Annotated in this window: 22 protein-coding genes; 7 read left to right on the plus strand and 15 right to left on the minus strand. The window is 39.1% G+C overall.

Annotated elements, in window-relative coordinates; all coding sequences use genetic code 11:
• Positions 1-63 precede the first annotated feature (63 nt).
• From AB3G38_RS17015 to AB3G38_RS17025, 3 genes are read left to right on the plus strand one after another with little or no spacing between them, the layout of a single operon-like run.
• Positions 64-1,140 (plus strand): Mrp/NBP35 family ATP-binding protein, encoded by a 1,077-nt coding sequence (locus tag AB3G38_RS17015; protein WP_367865023.1) that lies wholly within the window; start codon positions 64-66, stop codon positions 1,138-1,140.
• 32 nt (positions 1,141-1,172) lie between these two features.
• The gene (locus AB3G38_RS17020) at positions 1,173-1,418 is read left to right on the plus strand and encodes a NifU family protein (RefSeq protein WP_183869288.1); all 246 of its coding nucleotides are present in this window, start codon (positions 1,173-1,175) and stop codon (positions 1,416-1,418) included.
• Between the two features lie 53 nt (positions 1,419-1,471).
• The gene (locus AB3G38_RS17025; RefSeq protein ID WP_367865024.1) at positions 1,472-2,116 is read left to right on the plus strand and encodes a hypothetical protein; all 645 of its coding nucleotides are present in this window, start codon (positions 1,472-1,474) and stop codon (positions 2,114-2,116) included.
• Here AB3G38_RS17025 and def read toward each other — a convergent pair.
• The 4 genes from def to AB3G38_RS17045 all read right to left on the minus strand — a co-directional run bounded on the left by def (position 2,113) and on the right by AB3G38_RS17045 (position 6,246).
• Positions 2,113-2,676, minus strand: coding sequence for a peptide deformylase (def, locus tag AB3G38_RS17030; RefSeq protein ID WP_367865025.1), 564 nt, complete (start codon positions 2,674-2,676; stop codon positions 2,113-2,115). The genes AB3G38_RS17025 and def overlap by 4 nt on opposite strands.
• Before the next feature lie 122 nt (positions 2,677-2,798).
• Complete coding sequence (locus AB3G38_RS17035) at positions 2,799-4,028, minus strand: M16 family metallopeptidase (RefSeq protein ID WP_367865026.1); 1,230 nt, start codon at positions 4,026-4,028, stop codon at positions 2,799-2,801.
• A 50-nt stretch (positions 4,029-4,078) separates the two neighbouring features.
• A complete protein-coding gene (locus AB3G38_RS17040; protein ID WP_367865027.1) occupies positions 4,079-5,269 on the minus strand; it encodes a hypothetical protein in 1,191 nt (396 codons plus the stop codon).
• Positions 5,266-6,246 (minus strand): DUF2157 domain-containing protein, encoded by a 981-nt coding sequence (locus AB3G38_RS17045; protein ID WP_367865028.1) that lies wholly within the window; start codon positions 6,244-6,246, stop codon positions 5,266-5,268. Before AB3G38_RS17045 ends, AB3G38_RS17040 begins: the two co-directional genes overlap by 4 nt.
• A gap of 129 nt (positions 6,247-6,375) precedes the next feature.
• Here AB3G38_RS17045 and htpG point away from each other — a divergent pair, with 129 nt between their 5' ends.
• Positions 6,376-8,265, plus strand: coding sequence for a molecular chaperone HtpG (htpG, locus tag AB3G38_RS17050; RefSeq protein WP_367865029.1), 1,890 nt, complete (start codon positions 6,376-6,378; stop codon positions 8,263-8,265).
• A gap of 86 nt (positions 8,266-8,351) precedes the next feature.
• On the opposite strand, the gene AB3G38_RS17055 is transcribed toward htpG, so the two are convergent.
• Positions 8,352-10,430, minus strand: coding sequence for a S9 family peptidase (locus AB3G38_RS17055; RefSeq protein ID WP_367865030.1), 2,079 nt, complete (start codon positions 10,428-10,430; stop codon positions 8,352-8,354).
• 207 nt (positions 10,431-10,637) lie between these two features.
• Here AB3G38_RS17055 and AB3G38_RS17060 point away from each other — a divergent pair, with 207 nt between their 5' ends.
• Both AB3G38_RS17060 and AB3G38_RS17065 read left to right on the plus strand, forming a co-directional pair.
• Complete coding sequence (locus tag AB3G38_RS17060) at positions 10,638-11,225, plus strand: TlpA family protein disulfide reductase (protein WP_367865031.1); 588 nt, start codon at positions 10,638-10,640, stop codon at positions 11,223-11,225.
• Positions 11,226-11,261: 36 nt separating this feature from the next.
• Positions 11,262-11,531, plus strand: a complete 270-nt coding sequence (locus AB3G38_RS17065) for a hypothetical protein (protein WP_367865032.1) — start codon at positions 11,262-11,264, stop codon at positions 11,529-11,531.
• Between the two features lie 45 nt (positions 11,532-11,576).
• Here AB3G38_RS17065 and AB3G38_RS17070 read toward each other — a convergent pair whose 3' ends face one another.
• Entirely contained in the window at positions 11,577-14,414 is a 2,838-nt protein-coding gene (locus AB3G38_RS17070) for a S8 family peptidase (protein WP_367865033.1), read from the minus strand.
• 97 nt (positions 14,415-14,511) lie between these two features.
• Between AB3G38_RS17070 and AB3G38_RS17075 the strand changes: the two genes are divergently transcribed.
• A complete protein-coding gene (locus tag AB3G38_RS17075; RefSeq protein WP_367865034.1) occupies positions 14,512-15,348 on the plus strand; it encodes a M57 family metalloprotease in 837 nt (278 codons plus the stop codon).
• Between the two features lie 91 nt (positions 15,349-15,439).
• Here the strand turns inward: AB3G38_RS17075 and AB3G38_RS17080 are convergent, their stop codons facing one another.
• The 9 genes from AB3G38_RS17080 to ruvX form a co-directional block, all read right to left on the minus strand.
• Entirely contained in the window at positions 15,440-16,978 is a 1,539-nt protein-coding gene (locus AB3G38_RS17080) for a YifB family Mg chelatase-like AAA ATPase (protein ID WP_367865035.1), read from the minus strand.
• A gap of 120 nt (positions 16,979-17,098) precedes the next feature.
• Positions 17,099-18,439, minus strand: a complete 1,341-nt coding sequence (gene ffh / locus AB3G38_RS17085) for a signal recognition particle protein (RefSeq protein WP_367865036.1) — start codon at positions 18,437-18,439, stop codon at positions 17,099-17,101.
• Between the two features lie 105 nt (positions 18,440-18,544).
• On the minus strand, positions 18,545-19,570 hold the full coding sequence (locus tag AB3G38_RS17090; protein ID WP_367865037.1) for a DUF3078 domain-containing protein: 1,026 nt from the start codon (positions 19,568-19,570) through the stop codon (positions 18,545-18,547).
• 35 nt (positions 19,571-19,605) lie between these two features.
• On the minus strand, positions 19,606-19,929 hold the full coding sequence (locus AB3G38_RS17095; protein ID WP_367865038.1) for a hypothetical protein: 324 nt from the start codon (positions 19,927-19,929) through the stop codon (positions 19,606-19,608).
• The gene (locus AB3G38_RS17100) at positions 19,926-20,675 is read right to left on the minus strand and encodes a hypothetical protein (RefSeq protein ID WP_367865039.1); all 750 of its coding nucleotides are present in this window, start codon (positions 20,673-20,675) and stop codon (positions 19,926-19,928) included. Before AB3G38_RS17100 ends, AB3G38_RS17095 begins: the two co-directional genes overlap by 4 nt.
• 49 nt (positions 20,676-20,724) lie before the next feature.
• A complete protein-coding gene (locus AB3G38_RS17105) occupies positions 20,725-21,561 on the minus strand; it encodes a glucosaminidase domain-containing protein (RefSeq protein WP_367865040.1) in 837 nt (278 codons plus the stop codon).
• On the minus strand, positions 21,561-22,271 hold the full coding sequence (locus tag AB3G38_RS17110) for a glucosaminidase domain-containing protein (protein WP_367865041.1): 711 nt from the start codon (positions 22,269-22,271) through the stop codon (positions 21,561-21,563). Before AB3G38_RS17110 ends, AB3G38_RS17105 begins: the two co-directional genes overlap by 1 nt.
• Positions 22,272-22,274: 3 nt before the next feature.
• A complete protein-coding gene (locus AB3G38_RS17115) occupies positions 22,275-22,910 on the minus strand; it encodes an O-methyltransferase (RefSeq protein WP_367865042.1) in 636 nt (211 codons plus the stop codon).
• Positions 22,911-22,918: 8 nt separating this feature from the next.
• Positions 22,919-23,335 (minus strand): Holliday junction resolvase RuvX, encoded by a 417-nt coding sequence (gene ruvX, locus AB3G38_RS17120; RefSeq protein ID WP_367865043.1) that lies wholly within the window; start codon positions 23,333-23,335, stop codon positions 22,919-22,921.
• Between the last annotated feature and the right edge of the window lie 9 nt (positions 23,336-23,344).

Genomic DNA, 23,344 nt, shown 5'->3' on the forward strand with positions numbered 1-23,344 from the left:
TAAAATTACACTTAAAAAGCCTAAAATCAATTAATTGTAACGTCCTTTTGTTAATTTTGGGCAATGAATATTAGCAACGAACAAGTTTTAGCTGCTTTAAGAAATGTCGAAGACCCTGATCTTAAAAAAGATCTGGTTACATTGAACATGATTAAAGAGCTGAGCATCGAAGATAAAAAAATTAGTTTCACCTTAGAACTGACCACTCCAGCCTGTCCAATGAAGGATATGCTTAAAAATGCCTGCTTCAATGCTATCAGACATTTTGTGGACAAAGAGGCAGAAATAAATATAAAAATTACTTCAAGAGTAACCAGGCCAAATGATACTACCCAGCTGAAAGATATTAAAAATATCATTTTAGTCTCTTCAGGTAAAGGTGGAGTAGGAAAATCTACTGTAGCGAGTAACCTTGCTGTTACCCTGGCAGCAGACGGAGCTAAAGTTGGTTTAATTGATGCGGATATTTATGGTCCTTCGGTGCCGACAATGTTTGGTCTTTTGGGTGCCAAGCCAAGTGCAAGAGAAACAGCAGAAGGAAAAACGCTGATTTTGCCAATTGAAAAATATGGTATCAAGTTATTGTCATTAGGCTTTTTTGCCGATCCTGACCAGCCTGTACCATGGCGTGGACCAATGGCGTCCAATGCAATCAAACAATTGTTCAATGACGCGGATTGGGGAGAGCTGGATTACCTGATTGTGGATCTTCCTCCTGGAACCGGGGATATTCATATTACTATTACCCAAAGTTTCCCGATTGCAGGTGCGGTAATCGTGACAACTCCGCAACAAGTAGCTTTAGCAGACACCAGAAAAGGGCTTGCGATGTTCAGAATGCCAGGCATTAATATCCCGGTATTAGGCGTAATTGAGAATATGGCTTATTTTACGCCGGCAGAACTGCCTGAAAACAAGTATTATATTTTTGGGAAAGACGGCGGAAAGGCTTTGGCAGCTTCTTTTGATGTACCTTTCTTAGGAGAAATACCTCTTGTTCAAGGCATTACAGAAGGCGGAGATAGTGGTACGCCTATTGCGATGGATAAAGAGAGTCAGACCTCAATTGCATTTTCAGAAATGGCAGGAAAGATTGCACAACAGATTGCAATTAATAATGCCTTGCGGTCAGATTGCTAAAAAATTAGTAAATTTATATTTTAAAATATATCATGGATTTAAAAGAACAAGTAGAACAAGCATTAGAAACTATCCGTCCTTATCTTAAGGCTGATGGTGGTGATGTTGCGATAGAAGAAATTACGCCGGATAATGTCGTTAAATTGAAATTACTGGGGAACTGCGGATCTTGCAAAATGAGTTTTATGACCATGAAAGCAGGAATCGAGCAGGCTATTATGAAAGCGGTACCGCAAATTACTGCGGTTGAAGCTATTAACCTGACTGAATCAGTTTAGCCATTTAACAAAATTTAACTAGTCACTGTAAGAATTACAGTTATTTTTGTACGATGAAATACATCTTTACGGTCGTTTTGATTTTTTTTACTGCGGGGCTGTTTGCACAACAAACGCCTTCAGGAAAGAAATTGATCCAATTTTCTGGTATTATAACAGACAGGGACAGTAGTTTTGTTGTCCCTTATGTGACTATAACGAATAAAACTAACCAGGATCAGCGTTATGCTGCCAATTATAAAGGCTATTTCTCTTTTGTAGCCCATCCGGGAGATACTTTGATTTATAATGCAATTGGATACACTGACAAAGTGGTTCTTATTCCGCAGGATGTTAAAGATTCAAAGTATACAGCAATGGTGAAAATGAAATCAGAGATTGTTTATCTTCCTGCAGTACGTGTTTATCCATGGGCTACTGTGGAAGAATTCACGAAAGATTTTCTGGCGATGAAAGTTGCTGATGATGATATGGAAATTGCGCGGAAGAACATGTCTTCACGCTCCATTAACGGGAAAATTCAATATCTCCCCAGGGATGCCGGAGAGATATCTTCAACTAATTTCCGTATAGATCAGGAAAGAGAACTGAATAAAAATCTGGTACAATCTAACCCGTTATTAAATCCGTTTGCCTGGGGCAAACTCATGCAACAGATTTTTAGTGGGGATAAAAGCAGACAAAACAATAATAACTAGCGTTTCTTGTTGCGCTGTTTTGGAAATTTCATTCTGTAATCTGCGTGAATATCTCCTCTTGAAATTGAATCCAGTTTAGACTTCAGCATGGTTTTACGCAACAGACTTAAGGTATCGGTAAACAATTTACCTTCTATATGGTCATATTCGTGCTGTACCACACGTGCAGGCATACCAGACAAAGCTTCTTCATGCAATTCCCAGTTTTCATCATAATACTGAACTCTGATATTTGGCTTGCGTAATACATCTTCTCTGATTTCAGGGATACTTAAGCATCCTTCGGTAAAAGCCCATGGCTCACCGGTTTCTTCCAAAATCACAGCATTGATAAATACTCTTTTGAACCCTTGCTTTCCGTCTTCATCCTCACCAGTATCCACAATGAACAGTCTGATTGGCAAACCAATCTGTGGCGCAGCCAAACCAACACCACTTGCTGCATACATGGTGTCAAACATATTACTGATTAGTTTTTGTAAATCCGGATAGTTTTCATCTATGCTTTCGCATACTTTTCTTAAAACCGGATCTCCATAAGCTATAATTGGTAATTTCATCTATCTAATTTTTTTTGACCTGTTTAAATACACACAATATGTATTTATATTGTCACTGCTTACTGGCAGTAACAAAGTATATTACAAAAGTACAAATATTAGTGCCTGTTTCAAACTGGCTCTTAAGCTAAAGGGTAAAAGGTTAAGACGCTGAGGTTTTTTTCATCCAGGATTTCATCTGCAATCTGTGCCATATCCTGTGTATTTACGGCTTGTATTTTTTGAAAAACAGTCTCCAGGCTATCTATTTTATTGTAATCAATCAGACTTTTTGCCATGGAAACAATTAATCCTATTCTGTTTTCTTCTCCAAGGGCAATTTGTCCGATGAATTTATTCTTGGCTTTTTGTAGCTGTACTTCTGTTAAAGGATTTTCTCTGATCTTTTTAAACTCTTTGTAAATAAGCGATTGTGCCCTGTTTACTTTTTCCTTATCGGTGCCAAAATATAAGGTAAAAATGCCCGTATCGCTTAAAGGACTGTATCCCGATTCTATGCTGTAAGCAATCCCATGTTTTTCTCTGATCTGTAAATTCAGGATAGAACTCATTCCAGTACCACATAGCAGGTTATTCAACAATAGCAGGCCAGTTTTAAAAGGGTGGTGTAAAGAATAAGCTGTAGAGCCAATCATGGTATGTGCCTGCATAATCGGTTTTTGATCTATGCGGGTAATCACTGGTGATTTAGCAGGAGCTTTTCTATTGTCCTGATGTAGATTCTGAGGAATTTCCTCATAATACTTCGTGAATATTTTAACGGCTTTAGGCAAAGAATAGTTACCCAGAACAGCAACGACAATTTTATCTGTATGGTAATTAGCGGCTATAAAATCTTTAATATCCTGTTGAGAAAGCTGATTTACACTTTCAGTCGTTCCCAGAATATTCCTGCCCAGGGAATGATCTGCAAATACCATATCCTCAAAATCATCATAAATAGCTTCTTCAGGCTGATCAAGGTAAGATGCGATCTCATCTAAGATCACTCCTTTTTCCTTTTCCATTTCCTCTTCCGGAAAAGTAGAGTGGAATACAATGTCATTGAAAAGTTCGAGCGTTCTGTCCAGGTAAGGGTGTAAAAAAGAAGCATGGATACAGGTATATTCTTTGGTCGTATAGGCATTTAAATCTGCTCCAACACTTTCCAGCCTGTTCAGGATCTGGTTTGTATTTCTTTTTTCTGTGCGTTTAAAAATTAAATGCTCAATAAAATGGGCAAGTCCGGCCTGGCTTTCAGTCTCATCACGTGAACCGCTATTTATAATAATACAAGCGTGAGAGATTGCTGATGCAGAGGGCACGTGAAGAAGACGAATGCCATTAGGCAGGGTGTGTACATTATATTCCATTCTATGCAAAGATACAGAAGAACATTGCTAACCAATTGTAATATTCTTTCTTAAAAATTTGAAGAAGAACCGCCGCCGCCAAAATCTCCTCCACCAAAACGACTCTCTGTTCCCGAAGGCGCATCCAGGTGGGTGGTTGAAATAATCAGTGACTCCACATTAACGCCGCCAGGGATCGTGTCTTCAATCAGCTCTTCGGAAGTAAACCCCTTTTTAGGTGTTTTAAGATAGCTGATTGCCCAATAAGAACCTCCAAGGGTAACCAGCCCAATTAAAACAAGTGTGCCCTCTATAGGCAGTACATGATAGTAATTTTTAAAAGTAACTGCAGCTATAGCGATAAGAATCAGTCCTGTACGCAGTAGAATCACATTTTTTTTATAAAGGCCCAGGCCGGTATAGATAAAAGGGACAAGAATAGTCCATGGCCAGAAAAAGACTGGATAAGGAACTTTGTATGGCCCGAGAGTGGTATAGCCATAGAGTTCATTGCCCATTTCCTGAACTACATAATAATTGCCAGCCAGGTATAAAGTGAGTAAGCTGCCTGTTTGCACAAAGCGGAGACAATGCTGGTAATCAATGAATTTTGGACTATTGCTTTTAGCCCGGGAAAAATAATAAACCAGCGCAGAAATCAGCATAACTAAAAATGGAAGTATAGCCTTACCAAAAGAAAGGTGTGCAATCGCTAGCAGTACGGACAGTACCAATACCGTTAAAAAGCAAAATAAGGCCATTAGACTGTCTGCAAACCTTAACGCCAGGAATAAGCTCAGGAAAAATGTAAAACCAGTTATAGAGATTGCCGTATTCATGCTGGTATTAATATCCCAGTCCATCGTGAATGTGAGCCAGGTAAAGGCGACACAAAACAGGCCGCCAGAAATCCAGATCAGAGCATCATCAGTGCCAGCTCTGAAATGATGTTTGTTTTTCACAACTACTTCAAGCGTGATATAACTGATCAGGCCTAAAAAAAGCACCCATGCACCACTATGGGAAGTTGCCAGCAGGTCCCAGCAGATATAAGTCAGTAAACAGCCTCCAAATAAAGCAATCACACAGGTTAACAGAAATAGTCCTGTTCTGACAAAGATATTGGGAGAATAAAATCCAACCGGATAAGCTTTTTCAATATTTTTAAATTCCTCTTTGGTCAGGTCACCCGCAGCCAGATAGGGTTTAACCTGATCTTGTATATTCAGGTTGGTCAGCCATGTTTTATTGTAGATGATCATATCTCTTTAATTTTTTTATTCAACCGGATCAATGCCATGATTAAACCGATCGCCGATCCGATAAAATAGAGTAATACTGTCACAAAAGCAGCTTCTGAATCTATATTGAACAGCACCCTGACTACAAGCGTGCTAATTGCTACATAAGCATATAAGATAACCAGCAGCAAAAAATAGAAAGATTTATTTTTTAAGGCATCCCGGTATAAGATGAAAGCCAGTATAAATACGGTAATTAACCACAGAAAACTTAAAGGATGCTCATAAAAACTGAAATAACCAGTGAAAAGTGCAATAAAAGAGATATTCACTCCGAAATTCTGGTAAGTGAATTTAAAATGTTTTTTGAAGTTATACTGTTCAGAAAGATAAGCAGCAGTTAACAATAGCAGTCCTAAAAAGAGATAAGGGATAATTAAAGGATTACTGCTGTAAAGCCCATTTGAAAGCATTGCAAATGGTGTAATAGCAGCGCCCAGCCAGATAGCCAGGTTGGTAATGCCCATACTCAGCACACCGATATGGTCAAATTCATAAGCTACATAGAACAGCACGAGCATAGGAATAAAGGTTGCAAGGCCATAATTATCACCAAAAACATGGTATTGAAATTGAAGATAACCAAGAAAGCTCAGCATGCTCAGACAACCCAATAATAAGATATAGTCGTAAAAGGAACTGGAAGATTTGACTTTTTCCCTGCTAAAAGGTTTTCTGTTTTTAATGCAGTATAAGAAACTGCCTATGCAGATCGCTGCTATAAACAATAAGATGAACTGATGACCAATGGTATCAATATTTTTATAGATCAGAATTCCCAGACCTGTACTTAAAAGTGTGACACCCAGGTATAAAAGAGTTTTCAGTTCCCAGTGTAAAGAGAATAAAGGGTTTTTATCTTTTTCCACCACCTTTTCCAGTGTTTGCGCACTGATGAGCCCTTCGGTATGTAGTTTTTTATAGAGGTCCATGTTCATATGTCTGGCTGAAGCTATAATTTTCAGAGTAAGCTTACGAAAATTAAATCAGACTGTCAATTTGACAACTAAATAGAAATTGGAACATCCCTTGATAAAGACGATATGTACTTAAAAATGAGTTAACATATGAGCATAGAAGAAAAAGGGAGTATTTCCATACATACCGAAAACATTTTTCCTATTATTAAGAAATTCCTGTACTCAGACAATGAGATATTCCTGCGTGAGCTGGTTTCAAATGCGGTTGATGCGGTACAAAAAATCAAACGTTTAGCTGCATTAGGACAATACAACGGTGAGTTGGGCAATCCTTTAGTAGAAGTTGCGCTTGATGTGGAAAAAAAGACAATCACAATCAGTGATAATGGATTGGGAATGACCGCTGAAGAGATTAAGAAATATATCAACCAGGTTGCTTTTTCAGGTGCAAGTGAATTTGTAGAGAAATTTAAAGACGCTAAAGATGCCAATGAGATTATTGGTAAATTCGGGTTAGGGTTCTACTCTGCATTTATGGTATCTGATCTGGTTGAAATCCAGACTTTATCATATCAGGAAGGCGCAGAGCCAGCACGCTGGGTTTGTGACGGAAGTACCTCTTATGAAATTACTGAAGGTTCACGTACTACACGCGGAACAGAAATTATCCTTCATATCAATGAAGAATCTGCTGAATTCCTTAGTCAGCATAAATTAGAAGAGATCTTAGATAAATATGGTAAATTCTTACCAGTACCAATTAAATTCGGTACAAAAACTCAGGAGATTCCTGACGGTGAAGATGAAGAAGGGAAGCCTAAAACAGTAAGTGTTGAAACTGATAACATTATCAATACCACTGATCCGATCTGGACTAAAGCACCTGCTGATTTGTCAGATAAGGACTATCTTGATTTCTACAAACAATTATATCCTTTCGGAGAAGATCCTTTATTCTGGATTCACCTGAATGTTGACTATCCTTTCAACTTAACGGGTGTTTTATATTTCCCTAAAGTGAAGAACGATTTTGATATGCAACGCAACAAAATCAAGTTATTCAGCCGCCAGGTCTTTATTACTGATGAAGTAAAAGATATTGTACCTGAATTCTTAATGTTATTGCATGGTGTAATCGATTCTCCTGATATTCCATTAAACGTTTCCAGAAGTTTCCTTCAGGCAGATAGCAATGTGAAAAAAATCAACAGTTATATCACTAAGAAAGTAGCTGATAAACTAGGTGAACTTTTCAATAAGGACCGTAAGGCTTATGAAGAGAAATGGGGCGATATCGGTCTTTTCGTGAAATACGGAATGGTTAGTGAAGAGAAATTTTATGATAAAGCAAAAGATTTCGCTCTAGTAACCAACACTAAGAATGAGAACTTTACGCTTGATGAATACCATGCAAAAGTAAAAGATATCCAGACTGATAAAAATGGTCAGGTGGTTTATATTTATACAAACGACCCTGCTAAACAAGATGGTTTTATCCAGTCGGCAAACAAAAAAGATTACGATGTCCTGTTGATGAACTCAGCAATCGATAATCACTTTGTGACCTCTTTAGAGCAGAAATTAGAGAAAACACTGTTGAAACGTGTTGATTCTGGTGTTGCAAGTAAACTGATTGAAAAAGATGAGGCTGTAGAATCAGTATTGACTGATGAGCAATCTGCAAAAGTGAAAGACGTTTTTGAGAAAGCAATTGTTAAACCAGGTTTCCAGGTGGAAATTGTTGGCTTACATCCAGAAGAATTCCCTGTTACAGTAACTATGGATGAATTCATGAGAAGAATGAAGGACATGGCTCAAATGGGCGGTGGAATGAGTTTTTATGGTAGCATGCCGGATAGCTATAAAGTTGCGATCAACGGTAACCATAAGCTGGTGAATAAAATTTTACAGATTGAAAATAGCGATGAGCAAAGTGCGCTCGCTAAACAGGCTGTAGATTTAGCTTTACTTTCTCAAGGAATGCTTACTGGTGCTGAATTAACTGCATTTGTTAACAGAAGCGTTGAACTGATCTAACTAACGAAGGAGTTTTTGCTCCTTGCTGAAAATAACCCTGTTTTCTGTAAAGTCCTTTAGGAAAATACAGAAAACAGGGTTTTTTATTATTTACTGATGTTCTCCAGGCTTAACAGGAAAGCATAGTTCAGCGCGATATCTTTGAGATAATCGAACCTTCCGGATGCGCCACCATGTCCAAAGTCCATATCTGTTTTCAGCAGCAGCACATTTTTATCAGTTTTAGTTGCCCTTAACTTTGCAACCCATTTGGCAGGTTCGAAATATTGAACCTGGCTATCATGAAGGCCGGTAGTGACCAGCATGTTTGGATAACTTTTCGCCTCAATGTTTTCATATGGAGAGTAGCTTTTCATATAATGATAAGCATCGGCATTTTTAGGATTTCCCCACTCATCAAATTCATTTGTAGTTAACGGAATACTCTCATCAAGCATGGTATTTACTACGTCTACAAACGGAACCTGGGCAATCACTCCATGCCACAGCTCAGGTGCAAGGTTAATTACCGCGCCCATCAGCAAGCCGCCCGCACTACCACCCTGTGCATAAAGGTGCGCTGAGCTTGTATACTTTTTTTCAATCAGGAACTTTCCGCAGTCAATGAAATCAGTGAAAGTATTCATCTTTTTCATCAGTTTTCCGTCTTCGTACCATTGTCTGCCCATTTCCTGTCCACCGCGAATATGTGCAATGGCAAAAACAAAACCTCTGTTCAGCAGGCTCAGGTTGCCGGAAGAGAAAGAGGCGTCCATACTGCTGCCATATGAACCATAAGCATAAAGGAGTAAAGGCGCATTTCCATCCTTTTTAAGCCCGTTTTTATAGACCAGTGAGATTGGAACCTTTGTGCCGTCTTTGGCGGCCGCATAAAGACGCTCTGTGGTGTATTCAGCCTTATTATAGCCACCTACAATATCTTGCTGCTTCATCAGCTGCTTTTCTTTAGTATCCATGTGGTAATCATAAACAGATACCGGTGTAGTCATGGAAGTATAGATATAGCGAAGCTTTTCGCTATTATATTCAGGATTATTACCAACGGAAGCATTATAGGTAGGCTCACCGAAATCTATGTAGTGTTCAGCGCCGTTTAATTTGCGGATGCGCAACTGGGCGAGTCCATTTTTACGCTCTGAAATCACAATAAAATCTTTAAAACCCTCCACGTCTTCCAAAAGGACGTCTTTGCGGTGCGGAATTACCTCTTTCCAGTGTTCCTTCCCTGTTTGATCAAGCGGGCACTCCATTAAACGGAAGTTTTTGGCGTTCCAGTTGGTTAAGATCAGAAATTTATCGGCTAAAGCAGTTACATTATAGAGTACATCTTTAATTCTCGGTTGGAATACTTTGAATTCAGCATCAGGCTGATCTGAAGGGATCAATCTCTCTTCGGCAGATAAAGTAGCAGAAGAATAGATGAAAATATACTTTCCGGATTTTGACTTACCCACACCAATATAGTTGGACTTATCTTTTTCCTGATAAACAACAATATCTTTAGTGGCTGCTGTTCCAAGTTTATGCTTTTTGATTTTCTCACTAAGCAGGGTTTTAGCATTTTTTGAAGTGTAAAACAAGGTCTTATTGTCTGCTGCCCAAACAGCATCACCCTCTGTGTTAGGAATACTATCTTTTAATAGCTCACCGGTTTCCAGGTTTTTGATCAGAATAGTATACTGTCGTCTGGAAACTTGATCAACTCCATAAGCAAGCAGTTTATTATCAGGACTTATACTGTACCCGGTAGCTGAATAGTAGGGAAGTCCCTTAGCCAGTTCATCAATATCAAGCAGAATTTCCTCTTTAGCGTCCAGTGTTCCCTTTTTGCGGCAAAACTTGGAATACTGTTTTCCTTCTTCAGTTCTGGAATAATAGAAATATCCATTTTTAAATACCGGAACAGACTCATCTTTTTCTTTGATACGGCCTTTTAACTCTTTAAAGAGACTCGCTTGTAACGTTTTTGTGCCACTCATCATCTTGTCGAGGTAAGCATTTTCAGCGTTGAGATAATCGATCGTTTTTGTACTGTCCGGCCCTTTTTTAAAATAATCAATCATCCAGTAATAATTGTCGGTTACTGTATCACCGTGCAGAACACGCTCTTTAGGTTTGATTTCTGCTACCGGCGCTTTTGCTGCGGGCCATTTATAAGTTTCCATTTTCGTATCTTTGTTTGTGCAGGCTAAAGCTGAACTTAGCAAGAGTATTAACGGAATAATTTTCTTCACTGTATAGTATTGGGGTTAATAGCAGAAGCTTAAAAGCTATCATTGCCCACTATAATGATTTATTCCGTTTCTGTTGTTTGCTTCTTCCGGGCTTTGACTATTGCAAAATAGGATTAATTTTATAAACATTATATCATCATGAATAAGATTCTTAACCGAAAGAATATTTTTAACGGGATTCTGATTATATTATTCCTGGTGCTGCTATTTGTACCACCTGCAAAAGCACTGGTGATGGAAGGATTAATGAAAATTGGGTTTTTCAGGCCCGATACTAAGCTGGTGGATAAACAGGTTAATGCTGCCGGTGATTTGTCTGGAATTAAATTTAAAGATATCAACGGAAAGGTCATTGACTTGGGAGAATTAAAAGGGAAAGTCGTTTTTCTTAATTTCTGGGCAACCTGGTGTCCTCCATGCCTGGCTGAGATGCCGGGTGTAAATGCTTTGCATGAAAAATTCAAGAATGATAAAGATGTGGTTTTCATTCTGGTTGATGCAGATAGTCAATTGCCTAAAGCACAAAAATTTATGGATAAAAAGGGGTATCAATTACCTGTTTACGCGGTAGACAGCGAAATTCCTGAAATACTCTTCAAGGGGTCATTACCTACAACAGTCGTATTTGATAAAGAAGGAAGGATTTCTTACAATGAAGCAGGGGCTGCCAATTATGCAGATTCAAAATTCATTGCGTTTATCAATAAGCTGAAAACAACGAATTAATAATTATCAATTTATATACCCGGTTAAAGAATAATCATGCAACAACCATTTGATATTACTATAGGTGAAATCGACTACGCTATATTTCCAGAAGGAAATGATACTTATGTTGTTTTTAAGGATGGTAAGGAATACCGTCATATCCTGAAAGATACAGACTCGCAGTGGCTGACACTGGATCCTGAGACTGCATTACCTTTGTTTGGAGAAGATGAAGAAGTGAATGCTATCGGCAAGGAAATTCTGGCCTATGTACCAGAAGATGAGGATGAGGAAGAAGAGCAGAACGAAGACGACGAATTATAATATTAGCGTATAACGTTATAAAAAGATAAAGCCCGGATCCAGGCTTTATCTTTTTATAATCTTAATCTTTTTGAGTGTATTTCCATTCCTGCTGATCGTACCAATATATAATCCGGTCGACAAAGCAGTTAAATCAAACTGATATAACCCATTTGCTTCCTTCAGGAAAATCTTTTGTCCCGATAAATTGTAAAGCGTAAGGGTGTAAGGATCGAAATCTCCGCTAAGTATTGACAAAAAGTCTGTTACGGGATTTGGAAAAGCTGCGAAGTCATTTTCTTTCAAAAAGTTAAGAGGCAAAATATCTGAAGGAATTTTAAGACCATCATTCGTAACTAAAGTCACCCTGTAGAATTGAACACCACGAACCAGGTTCTGATCAGTCTGACTGTAATTCAACAGGCCAGAATTGACGACCGTTTCGGTCAGTGGAGCGAATATTCCCGGAGAAGTTTGTTTTTCCCAAATGATACTTTTCAGATTATAGGTTGTGCCTACTGTTAAATCAAGCTTGCCAGCATCATCCACAATATTTGCCAGAAATGTTCTTACATAACACGCCACTCCTTGTGTGGTATAATCAACGGTATAACTTTTTAATCCGCTAAAATTAGTACCATTCGCTGCGACCGTAAAATAATTGGAGGCTATAGCCGATTTGTCAACGATAGCTATCGTATCAGTCAGCTGCTGAATTGGTGTTAATACATTGTTTTTTAAATTATATAGCGTATAACCTATTGCCTGTGGCTGAGCGGGCCAGTGGAATAAAATCTTTTCGTTACAACTATAGCCTACCTGAAGTTTCTCCGGCATAGAGATTACAAAAGACCCGCTCAGAAATTCTTTTCCTGCGGCCTCCATCTTGAACACGGCGCGTGTAAATAAGTTTGGAGCGGCCCATTTAAAAAAGGCAGAACCCAAGTCAATATTGCTGCTCAAAACCGTCCAGTTAGCCCCGTTATCATAGCTTACAGAGAGTTTTCCCAACTGTCCTGATAAGGTACTGCTCCATCTGATATAATTGCTTTCAGCGGCAAATATTGCTGCGTCTTTTAAAGGGAAAGTCCAGCTGAAATCATTCTTTGTTTTCCATTGATAAGCAATACTGAAATTCTGTTTCCCTTGTGTAACTGTTCTGCCTTTTACATGGATAGTATATGTTCCTGCAGGTACATTAGTTAAACTTACCTGTTGTACCGTATTCAGATTGTCTATTCCTCTTTTCGCAGGCAGCAATAAAGAATCTGCACTAGGATAGGTATTCAGTATCCAGGGAAGAATTACCGTTCCTGCTGGCGATTCCACAGACAGATCCAGGTGATTGACAATACTCTGCACACTGTTAACTGGTGCAGCCGGGTCGAGCCAGGCCAGGGTAACTTTCAGCTCCTGCTGGTCGGTTGCGACTTGCAGCGGAAATGTAAAGTCCTGCTGATCGCTAACTACTCCCGTTTGAAAGCGCTTGTCTATAATAGTCTGAATAGCCTGTAGTGTATTTAATTTCCCAAATCCTGTGGCAAAATCTACCTGCGGTGTTCCGATATCATCTGCTGAGTTAACCAGGATACTTTTTACAGTAGCAGCAGAGGGTTGTTTTCCATACAGGCTTTTGTATTCTTGCTGAAAAAGAGCAACTGACCCTGAAGTTAACGCTGCTGCGCCAGAGGTCCCGTCCTGTCCTAATGCAACCAGTTCTGGTTTTACCCGGCCGTCATAGGCAGGACCTTTACTGCTTTGGCTTTCTGAGATGTTTTCCTGATTTATACCCCCTATAACTAATACATTCTTTGCGGTCTTAAAATTTCCTGTTAACTGTGCTGTATTCGGAATGTTTTTATAAATACCATCCACTGCCGTGATCAAGCCCGAGTTTCCAGCCGAAAATACATGGACTATTGTATCCGCTTCAAATACTTGCTGGTCATAAGCGACTGCTTGCATCCCATAAAAGTTATCTATACCCACGCCATAAGAGTGGTTTTGTACATTTACTTTATATTGATTTAATTCTTTGAGATCATCAGGCATTAAATCATTGTTGTTTTTTCTATAGTCCGAAGCAGTTAAAGAGGCAAAAGGGGCAGCTCCGAGGCCGCGGATAAAAGTATTTCCCCTTCCAACGGCAAGTGTAGCCATTTGTGTAGCATGATCATCTACTACAGGTGCTGTTGAGGGGGCAGCGACAACATTTCCTGCCAGGTCTATATCTTCTTTAACGAACATTTGTTCTTTAATAGAAAGCGTAATTCCTTTTCCGTCAATAGCAGGATAGCGCAGGTGTACTGCCGAAATTTCATTGCCGGAAAGATCCATGTCATTAATCACTGTTTCATCTTTTGCAGTCTGATAGATATCAGCAAAGAGGACTTCTTCCAATTGTAAGAGCTGCATCAGCTCACTCATTTGTATGCCGGCAGTAATAACATGGTTCTTTTGATCAAAGGTGTAAGATTTTAAGGCTTGTAACGGAGCTGGTAAAGTTAGTGCTTGTGGATTTATCGAGATTCTTACTGTAAATTGCTTATTTTGAGTTGAATATTGCTCGTATTGACGCGCTAGTTTGTCGCTGGCTTTCCATAAAGAGTTTGCTTTGGTCTGAGAAATGATCAGAGAACTGAATTTTGCAGCTATATTTTCCGTAATAATTAAATGATTCAACGAAAAACTGCGCAATGGTTTTAGTTCCTGTATTTCGGCCGCTGTGAGTGGCCGCGACAGTTCAACTAATAAAAGATTTTTACCATTTATCTTTGAATCCACGACAGTAGAGCTGTATTTGTGAAATATCTCTTTTTTTTCTGCAACCGATAATCTTTGTGCTTTTGCAGCAGTGTTGCAAGCGATAATTATAATTAAAGCATATTTTATTTTGAAATTCACAGTAATTTGAAATTAAAAATTTGTTAATGGTTAAAATTATATATAATTTTAGATTAACCTATTAGTTCACAAACAATCTACCTAAAAAACTAACCTAATGAAAAAATTTAACTTAATGTCGCTTGCCGTTGCCGGCATGCTAACACTCTGCGTTTTCGGATGTCAGAAAAAAGAAGCTGCTACTACAGCTGATACTAAACAAGATGAAATTTCAGCAACTGTTAAATCACAGATCTCCAGTCTTGGTTTCAGTACTGAAAATGCAAGAAAAGTAGAAGGCGGTTACCTTGTAGAAGGTGATATCCTTTTAAGCGAAGCTAATCTTACTGAAAAAGCTGAATCCACTCACTTAAGCGTTGCCTCTACAGAACAGTACAGAACTACAAATCTTGTAAAAGCATTGCCAAGAGTAATTACTATTTCTGTTACTAACCTGCCTACAGTTTACAGTAATGCAGTGAATGCAATGATCACCAGATACAATAACCTTGGTTTACGTTTTACTTTCCAACGTGCAGCTGCAGGAACTACTGGTCAGATTAATGTTGTAGGATTTAATGAAGGCCCTTCTGGTGGTTTTATCACTTTAGGCTCTTCTGGTTTCCCAACTGCTTCAGGTAATCCATACAGCGAAATTAAAATGAACACTAATGCTGCCGCTTATGGCGCTAATCCTAACCTTTTATATCTGACTTCAGTTTTACAACATGAAGTTGGACATTGCATCGGTTTCCGTCATACTGACTATTCTAACAGAGCCTATAGCTGTGGTGGAACTGCAGTTAACGAAGGCGCAAGTGGTGTTGGTGCAATTCTGATCCCTGGAACTCCTTCAGGACCAGATGCAGCATCATTCATGTTAGCTTGCTCAAACGGCGGTGACAGAACCTTTAATGCGAATGATATCAAAGCAATCAACTATTTATATAAATAAAATACCTAACCATTAGATATTTTGTGAATTAGAGGCTCTAAGCCCGGCAATATTTATTGCCGGGCTTAGCTTTTTAAGGTTATTTTGGAATTTATCCCGCCCAGTTATCCCGGTCCAGGCTGCGGAAATGAATGGCTTCAGCTAAATGTTCCAATTCTATGTTTTTAGTACCTGCCAGGTCAGCAATCGTTCTTGAAACCTTTAAGATCCTGTCATAGGCACGCGCTGATAAACCAAGTTTCTCCATCGCTTTCCTGACCAGGTCCAGTCCCTGTTCATTAATCTTGCAGAGTTTCCTAACCTGAGCAGGACTCATTTGTGCATTGTAGTGCAGCCCGGCATGTGCCGTAAAGCGGATTTCCTGTTTTAATCTTGCATTGATTACCCTTTTTCTGATGACCACACTTTTTTCCGAAGGATCTAAAGAAGCCAATTCATTAAAATGGACAGGAGTGACCTCCACATGTAAATCAATTCTATCCATTAGCGGGCCTGAGATTTTACTCAAATACTTCTGTATAATCCACGGAGAACAGCTGCATTCCTTGTCAGGATGGTTATAAAATCCACATGGACATGGATTCATCGCAGCAATGAGCATAAAACTTGCCGGATATTCTACACTCAAACGCGCTCTTGATATCGTGACTTTCCTGTCTTCCAGCGGCTGCCGCATTACCTCCAGTACCGACCGCTTAAATTCAGGCAGTTCATCCAGGAATAAAACACCATTATGGGCCATGGAGATTTCCCCGGGCTGCGGATTAGCCCCTCCGCCAACTAAAGCTACATCAGAAATGCTATGATGCGGGTTCCGGAATGGTCTTTCTGTCATTAATGAAGTCGCCGCATTCAGTTTCCCGCTTACAGAGTAAACTTTGGTTGTTTCCAGTGCCTCCTGCATACTTAAAGGAGGTAAAATAGTGGGTAAACGTTTGGCCAGCATCGTTTTTCCAGCTCCGGGCGGACCAATCAGGATCACATTATGTCCGCCTGCGGCAGCAATTTCCAAAGCTCTTTTAATACTTTCCTGACCTTTCACATCAGAAAAATCCTGTTCATACAAGCTCACATTTTTTAAGAACTCACTTTTCGCATCTACCAGAACAGGTTGAAAAATAGCCGTTGCGTTAAAAAAAGCAACCAGGTCTTTTAAATGATGCATCCCATAAACCAGCAAATTATCAACAACAGCAGCTTCCCTTGAATTCTCAGCAGGTAAAATAAATCCTTGAAATCCTGCTTCTGCTGCCTGAATAGCAATAGGTAATGCTCCTTTTACAGGCTGTATACCTCCATCCAGAGAAAGTTCTCCGGCAATAACAACCTTAGCCACCCTTTCGCCCGCTAATTGTCCTGAAGCTGCTAAAATGCCTATTGCAATCGGCAGATCGTAGGAGGTGCCTTCTTTTCGGATATCAGCAGGTGATAAATTGACCACGATCTTTTGTCTGGGCATCTTAAAACCAGAAGCCTGAATTGCACTTTCTATTCTTTTAAGGCTTTCTTTGACTGCATTATCAGGTAATCCGACAATATGATATTTATTTCCGCTGCTGATACTGACTTCAATAGTGATGGTTAAAGCATTAACGCCAAAGACTGCGCTGCCATAAGTTTTAATGAGCATATTGATTTACGAATTAGCACGTAAATTTAATTCCATATTAAACCTTATAGGTTAAAAAAATTACGGACATAAAAAAAACCGGATTGAGAGCCCGGTTTTTTAAAGATCAGCAAAGAATGATTACATTCTTCCCTGTGGCATTTTAGGCATACCGCGCATCATTTTAGCAGCGGCCGCAGGGTTAGAAAACTGTTTCATCACTTTACGCATATCCTCAAACTGTTTGATCAGTTTAGTCACTTCCTCTATTTTATTTCCAGAACCTTTAGCGATACGTAAACGTCTGCTTTGTTGGATACTGTCTGGATTTTCACGTTCATATTTCGTCATTGACTGAATAATTGCTTCCACATTTTTGAAAGCGTCATCTTCAATCTCTACGTTTTTCATCATTTTACTTACCCCTGGAATCATGCCCATCAAGTCTTTCATGTTACCCATTTTCTTGATCTGCTGAATCTGGTTGTAGAAATCGTTGAAGTCAAACTTATTCTTACGGATTTTCTTTTGAAGTTCTGCCGCTTCTTTCTCATCAAACTGCTCTTGTGCACGCTCAACAAGGGAAACAACGTCACCCATTCCCAAAATACGGGAAGCCATTCTGTCTGGATAGAAAACATCAAGTGCTTCCATTTTTTCACCAGTACCGACAAATTTAATCGGTTTGTTAACCACAGACTTAATAGATAAAGCCGCACCACCACGGGTATCACCATCAAGTTTTGTCAGTACAACACCAGTAAAATCTAATCTTTCATTGAATGCTTTAGCTGTATTAACCGCATCCTGTCCGGTCATGGCATCAACTACGAACAGGATTTCATGCGGTTTAGTATGCAATTTCACCTCCGAAATCTCATTCATCATCTGCTCGTCTATCGCTAAACGACCCGCAGTATCAATAATAATTACGTTGTGATGTTCTTTTTTACCAAGTTCAATACCTTCCAGTGCAATCGCAACAGGGTCTTTAGAATCTTTGTTCGCATAAACAGGAACGCCAATCTGCTCACCCAATATCTGCAACTGATCAATCGCTGCCGGACGGTAAACGTCACCAGCTACCAATAAAGGCTTTTTACCTTTACTTTTCAGGTAATTTGCAAGTTTTCCAGAGAAGGTTGTTTTACCCGCACCGTTCAAACCAGCAATCAATATGATTGTAGGATTCGCTTTTAAATCTAATTCTTTAACTTCACCACCCATCAATGCAGTCAGCTCGTCGTTCATTACCTTAGTCAGTAATTGTCCCGGAGAAACCGCGGTAAGTACATTCAGGCCAAGTGCCTTTTCCTTAACCTCGTCAGTGAAGCTTTTAGCCGTTTTAAAATTTACATCGGCATCCAGTAAAGCTTTACGAATTTCCTTCATGGTTTCGGCCACGTTGATCTCTGAAATGCTTCCCTGACCCTTTAGAACTTTAAATGCCCGGTCTAGTTTATCCTGTAAATTTTCAAACATGTTTTATTAATTGATAGTCAATTAGTTAATGTATAATGGTAGTCGTGTGCAAAGTTGCAAACATTTTTAATAACAATCAACATTAAAAATAGGATGCAAAAGTATTTAGCGCGGGAATATAAACATCACGCCCATAGCTAAAGACTGGCTGCCCTGAATCTTTTCACTGATCGTCTTATCATATATTCCGACACCATTCAATGTCACGTTCATAAACCTGTTGACTTTGGTTGTTAAAGTCACATCCAGCCTGTGTTTCATATTTTCGAAATGATCATAGGGCACAAAGACATAGTATCTGCTTTTCAGGTTTACATTGTGAAAAATATCTTTCTCAAAGTTAACGGTGATCTGAAAAGCCAGGTCGTTTTTAAAAGTATCTCCAACAGGAACGCCATAAAAGTCTGTTTTTTGGGTCGCAGGGTCTGGATTTGCAATTTGATCAGCTCTGGCCAGTGCTTTGTTATCCAATACAAACGTTTGTTTTGCAGCACCGGTACCAAATTGGGTTGAAAAATACTTATTTGGCTTGTACTCAAAACCGAATGATTCTGTCAGGTAACCCGGAGACATAAATTTGGAAATTAATGTAGCAGTTTCCACCCCATTTACCGTTGAATAAGAATATCCATTGTCAAATTGCGATTCAAAAGTTACCTGGGTAAATAAATTCCAGTTTTTAGAGATTTTGAATGCTCCGGTATTATTCCAGAATATCCGGTCATTCGTTTTCTTTTGCAACTGACCTTTGTTCCTTATTTTTCCGTAACGCAGATCAACTTCTGATAAATAGCTATAACTTTCTTTTTTATATTCAGCTTTGTAATTGACCAATCCTTCTATAGCCAGTGAATTTACCCCACCACCACTCCAGTTGTTACTGAAAGAAGATTGATTTACATTAATCCCGATTGCAGTTTTATTTTTCCAGTAATTCACCTTTGAACTCACGATCAGTGGCTTTATCTCTACCGGCTTAAAGACAATAATACCTTTTAGCGAAGGCAGAGGGCTTTTGTTAAGCTTAAGGTCAAAATCCTTCACTTTAATAGGAACTGTATCTATCTCTTGTGCACTTACTTGTGCTGAAACTGCAAATACAAATAGTAAACATGCGTATATACCTCTCATTAGTACAAAGAAAAGAAAAATGTTCGTAGGATTTATTATAAATATTTAAACCATGAATACAGTCTCCTGTTTTTCAGATAATTCATGTCCAATTCATTGGCATAGGCCTCTTTTTCAAAACTAATATTAAAATAAGCTTTGTCGTGGTTTCTGTATTTACACAGATTAACCAGATAATTTATTAAATAAAGGAAATAAAAAGGAAGAATCAGGAGTTCCAGTTGCTGGCAGAAGTGGATTTTCTCATGATTAATCAATAGCGCGTTATTTTTCTGGGCAGGGTCCTTAAAGAACATAAACGGAAATATAGCCATCGCGTTTGCAGGAAGGCCTTTCCAGGTTACAGGGCAGTACCTCATGGACGATCAATTTTGATCACAGGAAGCGGCTGTAACCTGAATGCTTTCGGATTCCGTTTATAAGAAGCATAATTGTTTCTCACAAAAACTATAAATGCATAGTCAGAGGCTGCGAGAACGAAATCATAACTCGGGCGGTATTGCTGCATGAAATCTTTAAGTTCAAAATCTTTAATCCTTAAAACTCGGGCTACAAAAGCAGGATTATACCTGTAGTCAATAATTTCTTCTTTATAATCTCTTTCCAGGATCGCTTGTAAATGTCTTGCATTTTTACCTTTTCTGCTCAGTAAATTATAAATCGCATCTATACCCAGACCAACTCCTCTGGAACTTAAATTTAAAAGATCTTTGGAGCTTCCCAGGTCAGTAGCATACTTAAATTCTCTCGTTCTTTGCGCATAACGTTCTTTTGGAGAAAGAGAACTGCCAATAATAGACACCTCTTTCAGCTGAATAGCCAGGGGCTTCAACTGGAAAAATATGGCGCTGCCTTTATAAACAACGGTATCTAATCCATAACCCTGGCGTACGGCGAATAAGGTGTCACCAACAGCAGCCTGTGTGGTAAATTCACCTTTACTATTGTTATAAATCCCATCATCGTTATGAGAATTATAAATATACACCGTAGCTAAACGCTGTTTGGATACTTTATCTAAGACAAAGCCCTGAACAGATTTCTTTTGAGCTAAAGCTATACCACAAAAAAAGCAACAGAAAAGAAATAGAAGAGTAGGTCTCATTGCGCAGCAAAAATACAAATAAGGCGAAGCTAATGGGCTTATATTAACATTATTTAACTACTACCAGCTTCTGTCCTATTTTAACGCCCTCGTCCGAAAGACCATTCAGCGACTTTAATTCATCGACAGTCATGTTGAATCTTTTGGATATATTATAAAGCGTGTCCCCTTTCTGAACGGTATAATTAGGGTCTGTGGTGTTAATAATCTGTTTAGGGGCAGTTATTTCTACCGGTGCAAACTTTTTCTTCTCCTTTGGGATATTCGCATTGATTTCTGTAAATACACGGTCTTCACGTTTAATTTTATCCGGTTCTGACTCAGACTGGTCATACTGATGCAAATTATATTTCTCAATTGTATTGATCAGCATATCCGGATATTTTGGATTAGTCGCATAACCAGCTTGTTTTAACCCCTTGGCCCAATTTTTATAATCATTTTTATCAAGCTCAAACAAAGGCGCATAACGTTTTCTCTTTAAAAACTCAGAATGATCTTTATAAGATTCTCTGGCATCTTTATAAACCCGGAAACAATCATTGCGCTGATCATCATCTTTATAATATGCCTTTCCCTTCCAATCTGCCGTACATTTAACCCCAAAATGATTATTGGCATATTTTGCCAGGCTGCTGTTTCCACTGCCAGACTCGATAATGCCTTGTGCCAGGGTAATACTTGCAGGAATACCGTAAGTATTCATCTCTTCAATAGCCACACCCTTAAAAGCTTCAATATAGCTCAGCGTATTGTAATCAGTAAAATTCGGATTCGCTTTATTGGCAGCTTTTTCAATCTGCACATTGTTCCGGTGATACTTTCTCGATTTACACGAGGATAAGAAAACGATCGCTGCAGCGAAGAGTAAGAAGGTCTGTTTCATTAAAGCTTGATTTTTTGTCCTGGTTTAAGTGCCGACTTTTTCAATCCATTTTTACGCATCAGCGATCTGGAAGAAGTACCATGTGATTCTGCTATTTTATTCAGGTTGTCCCCTTTTCTAACGGTATACAATTGAACAGAAGAACGATGTTTCTTAGCTTTATAACTACGGCTATGATACTTTTTGATACTGACTGGTGCAATTTTTACAGGTTCTGCATAATCATCAGGTCTTTCATCATATTGATACAATTCGTATTTATTGATAATTGCGATGACCTGTTTAGCCCAGGTTCTGCTGCTGGCATAACCGCCCCGCTGAATCCCTCTTGCCCAGGCTGCATAATCATACTGATCACACTCATCGAACAATTTACTGAAGGAAGATTTATTTTGCAATACCTCAACGAAGTTATCATAAGATTCATCTGCGCTTTCAAAATCACGGTAAGAAGAATTGATTTCAGCATTGCTGTTTGACCCTTTGATGCCAAAATGATTGTTCAAATGGCGGGCAACTTTACTCTTACCAGCTGCTGATTCATGAATTGCGACCGCGAGAATTACACTTGCCGGTACATCATATGCTCTCATTAATTCTTGTGCGTGATCTGTGTGTTCCTCAACATACTGGGTAACAGTCTGGCTTTGGGCAGCTGAGCCCAGTAAAATTAGTGCCAGCCAAATCAGCATTAGTTTTTTTGTCATCATATTTTATTTTTTTCTGATGATAAACAAGCCATCCCTGACAGGTAAGATTAATTTCTCCACCCTGTCATCTCCAGCTACTTTATCATTAAAAGTACTAATATTAACAGTATCTCTGTCTTGTTGGAGTGTTAGTACTTTTCCACTCCACAACACATTATCAACAATGATTAATCCACCTGGCCTTACCCTGTCAAAGATCAGGTCATAGTAGGTTCCATTGTTTTTCTTATCTGCATCAATAAAAACAAGATCAAAAGTCTCGTTTAAATCATTGATGGTTTGGGTGGCATCACCCATGATATATTTTATTTGTGAATGATAAGGTGAAACGGCGAAATAACCACGAACGCGGTCTTCGAGTTCCATATTTTTGTCCAAAGTATAAATGATCCCATCCCGGGCAAGTCCTTCTGCCATGCATAAAGTAGCATAGCCGGTAAAAGTGCCGATTTCGAGAATACGTTTGGGGGTAATCAACTTACTGAGCATGCTTAAAACCCGGCCCTGATAGTGGCCTGAAAGCATTCTTGGCATTAAAACCTTCAGATTAGTTTCCCGGTCAATCCGCTGCAGCAATTCGGATTCCGGTTCGCAGAAATTCAGTAGTAAAAGTTGTAAGTCTTCTTTAATCAGGCTCATGTGATGTTCTATAAACGGTGTTCTTCCATGAAATATTGTAAAATAATTGTTGCAGCAATCGTATCTACCCGTTCTTTATTCCGGCGGTCCTGTTTTTTCAGGCCGCTTTGCATGATAGTCTGATGCGCAAGTTTGGACGTGAACCGCTCATCAATCCAATGCTGGGGAATCTCAGGAAAGTTCTTTTTCAGGGTGGTAGAAAAGCCTCTTACATGCTGCGCAGACTCAGATGGGGTGCCATCCATTTGTTTCGGTTCTCCGATCACGAAGGCTTCTACCTGTTCAGTCAGCAGATATTTTTTCAAATATTCGACAATATCTTTTGGGTGTATGGTATCCAGTCCTGTAGCAATAATTTGCAGTGGATCTGTAACGGCAATGCCGATACGTTTGGTACCATAATCAAATGCGATAATACGGGGCATAGCTGCAAA

It is taken from the genome of Pedobacter sp. WC2423 (assembly GCF_040822065.1).
In the GTDB taxonomy this organism is placed as follows: domain Bacteria; phylum Bacteroidota; class Bacteroidia; order Sphingobacteriales; family Sphingobacteriaceae; genus Pedobacter.

Excerpts from the sequence above, each read along its gene's own strand:
- AB3G38_RS17015 (WP_367865023.1), top strand. The coding sequence starts at position 64 with ATGAATATTAGCAACGAACAAGTTTTAGCTGCTTTAAGAAATGTCGAA.
- AB3G38_RS17020 (WP_183869288.1), top strand. The coding sequence starts at position 1,173 with ATGGATTTAAAAGAACAAGTAGAACAAGCATTAGAAACTATCCGTCCT.
- AB3G38_RS17025 (WP_367865024.1), top strand. The coding sequence starts at position 1,472 with ATGAAATACATCTTTACGGTCGTTTTGATTTTTTTTACTGCGGGGCTG.
- def (WP_367865025.1), bottom strand. The coding sequence starts at position 2,676 with ATGAAATTACCAATTATAGCTTATGGAGATCCGGTTTTAAGAAAAGTA.
- AB3G38_RS17035 (WP_367865026.1), bottom strand. The coding sequence starts at position 4,028 with ATGGAATATAATGTACACACCCTGCCTAATGGCATTCGTCTTCTTCAC.
- AB3G38_RS17040 (WP_367865027.1), bottom strand. The coding sequence starts at position 5,269 with ATGATCATCTACAATAAAACATGGCTGACCAACCTGAATATACAAGAT.
- AB3G38_RS17045 (WP_367865028.1), bottom strand. The coding sequence starts at position 6,246 with ATGAACATGGACCTCTATAAAAAACTACATACCGAAGGGCTCATCAGT.
- htpG (WP_367865029.1), top strand. The coding sequence starts at position 6,376 with ATGAGCATAGAAGAAAAAGGGAGTATTTCCATACATACCGAAAACATT.
- AB3G38_RS17055 (WP_367865030.1), bottom strand. The coding sequence starts at position 10,430 with ATGGAAACTTATAAATGGCCCGCAGCAAAAGCGCCGGTAGCAGAAATC.
- AB3G38_RS17060 (WP_367865031.1), top strand. The coding sequence starts at position 10,638 with ATGAATAAGATTCTTAACCGAAAGAATATTTTTAACGGGATTCTGATT.
- AB3G38_RS17065 (WP_367865032.1), top strand. The coding sequence starts at position 11,262 with ATGCAACAACCATTTGATATTACTATAGGTGAAATCGACTACGCTATA.
- AB3G38_RS17075 (WP_367865034.1), top strand. The coding sequence starts at position 14,512 with ATGAAAAAATTTAACTTAATGTCGCTTGCCGTTGCCGGCATGCTAACA.
- AB3G38_RS17080 (WP_367865035.1), bottom strand. The coding sequence starts at position 16,978 with ATGCTCATTAAAACTTATGGCAGCGCAGTCTTTGGCGTTAATGCTTTA.
- ffh (WP_367865036.1), bottom strand. The coding sequence starts at position 18,439 with ATGTTTGAAAATTTACAGGATAAACTAGACCGGGCATTTAAAGTTCTA.
- AB3G38_RS17090 (WP_367865037.1), bottom strand. The coding sequence starts at position 19,570 with ATGAGAGGTATATACGCATGTTTACTATTTGTATTTGCAGTTTCAGCA.
- AB3G38_RS17095 (WP_367865038.1), bottom strand. The coding sequence starts at position 19,929 with ATGAGGTACTGCCCTGTAACCTGGAAAGGCCTTCCTGCAAACGCGATG.
- AB3G38_RS17100 (WP_367865039.1), bottom strand. The coding sequence starts at position 20,675 with ATGAGACCTACTCTTCTATTTCTTTTCTGTTGCTTTTTTTGTGGTATA.
- AB3G38_RS17105 (WP_367865040.1), bottom strand. The coding sequence starts at position 21,561 with ATGAAACAGACCTTCTTACTCTTCGCTGCAGCGATCGTTTTCTTATCC.
- AB3G38_RS17110 (WP_367865041.1), bottom strand. The coding sequence starts at position 22,271 with ATGATGACAAAAAAACTAATGCTGATTTGGCTGGCACTAATTTTACTG.
- AB3G38_RS17115 (WP_367865042.1), bottom strand. The coding sequence starts at position 22,910 with ATGAGCCTGATTAAAGAAGACTTACAACTTTTACTACTGAATTTCTGC.
- ruvX (WP_367865043.1), bottom strand. The coding sequence starts at position 23,335 with ATGCCCCGTATTATCGCATTTGATTATGGTACCAAACGTATCGGCATT.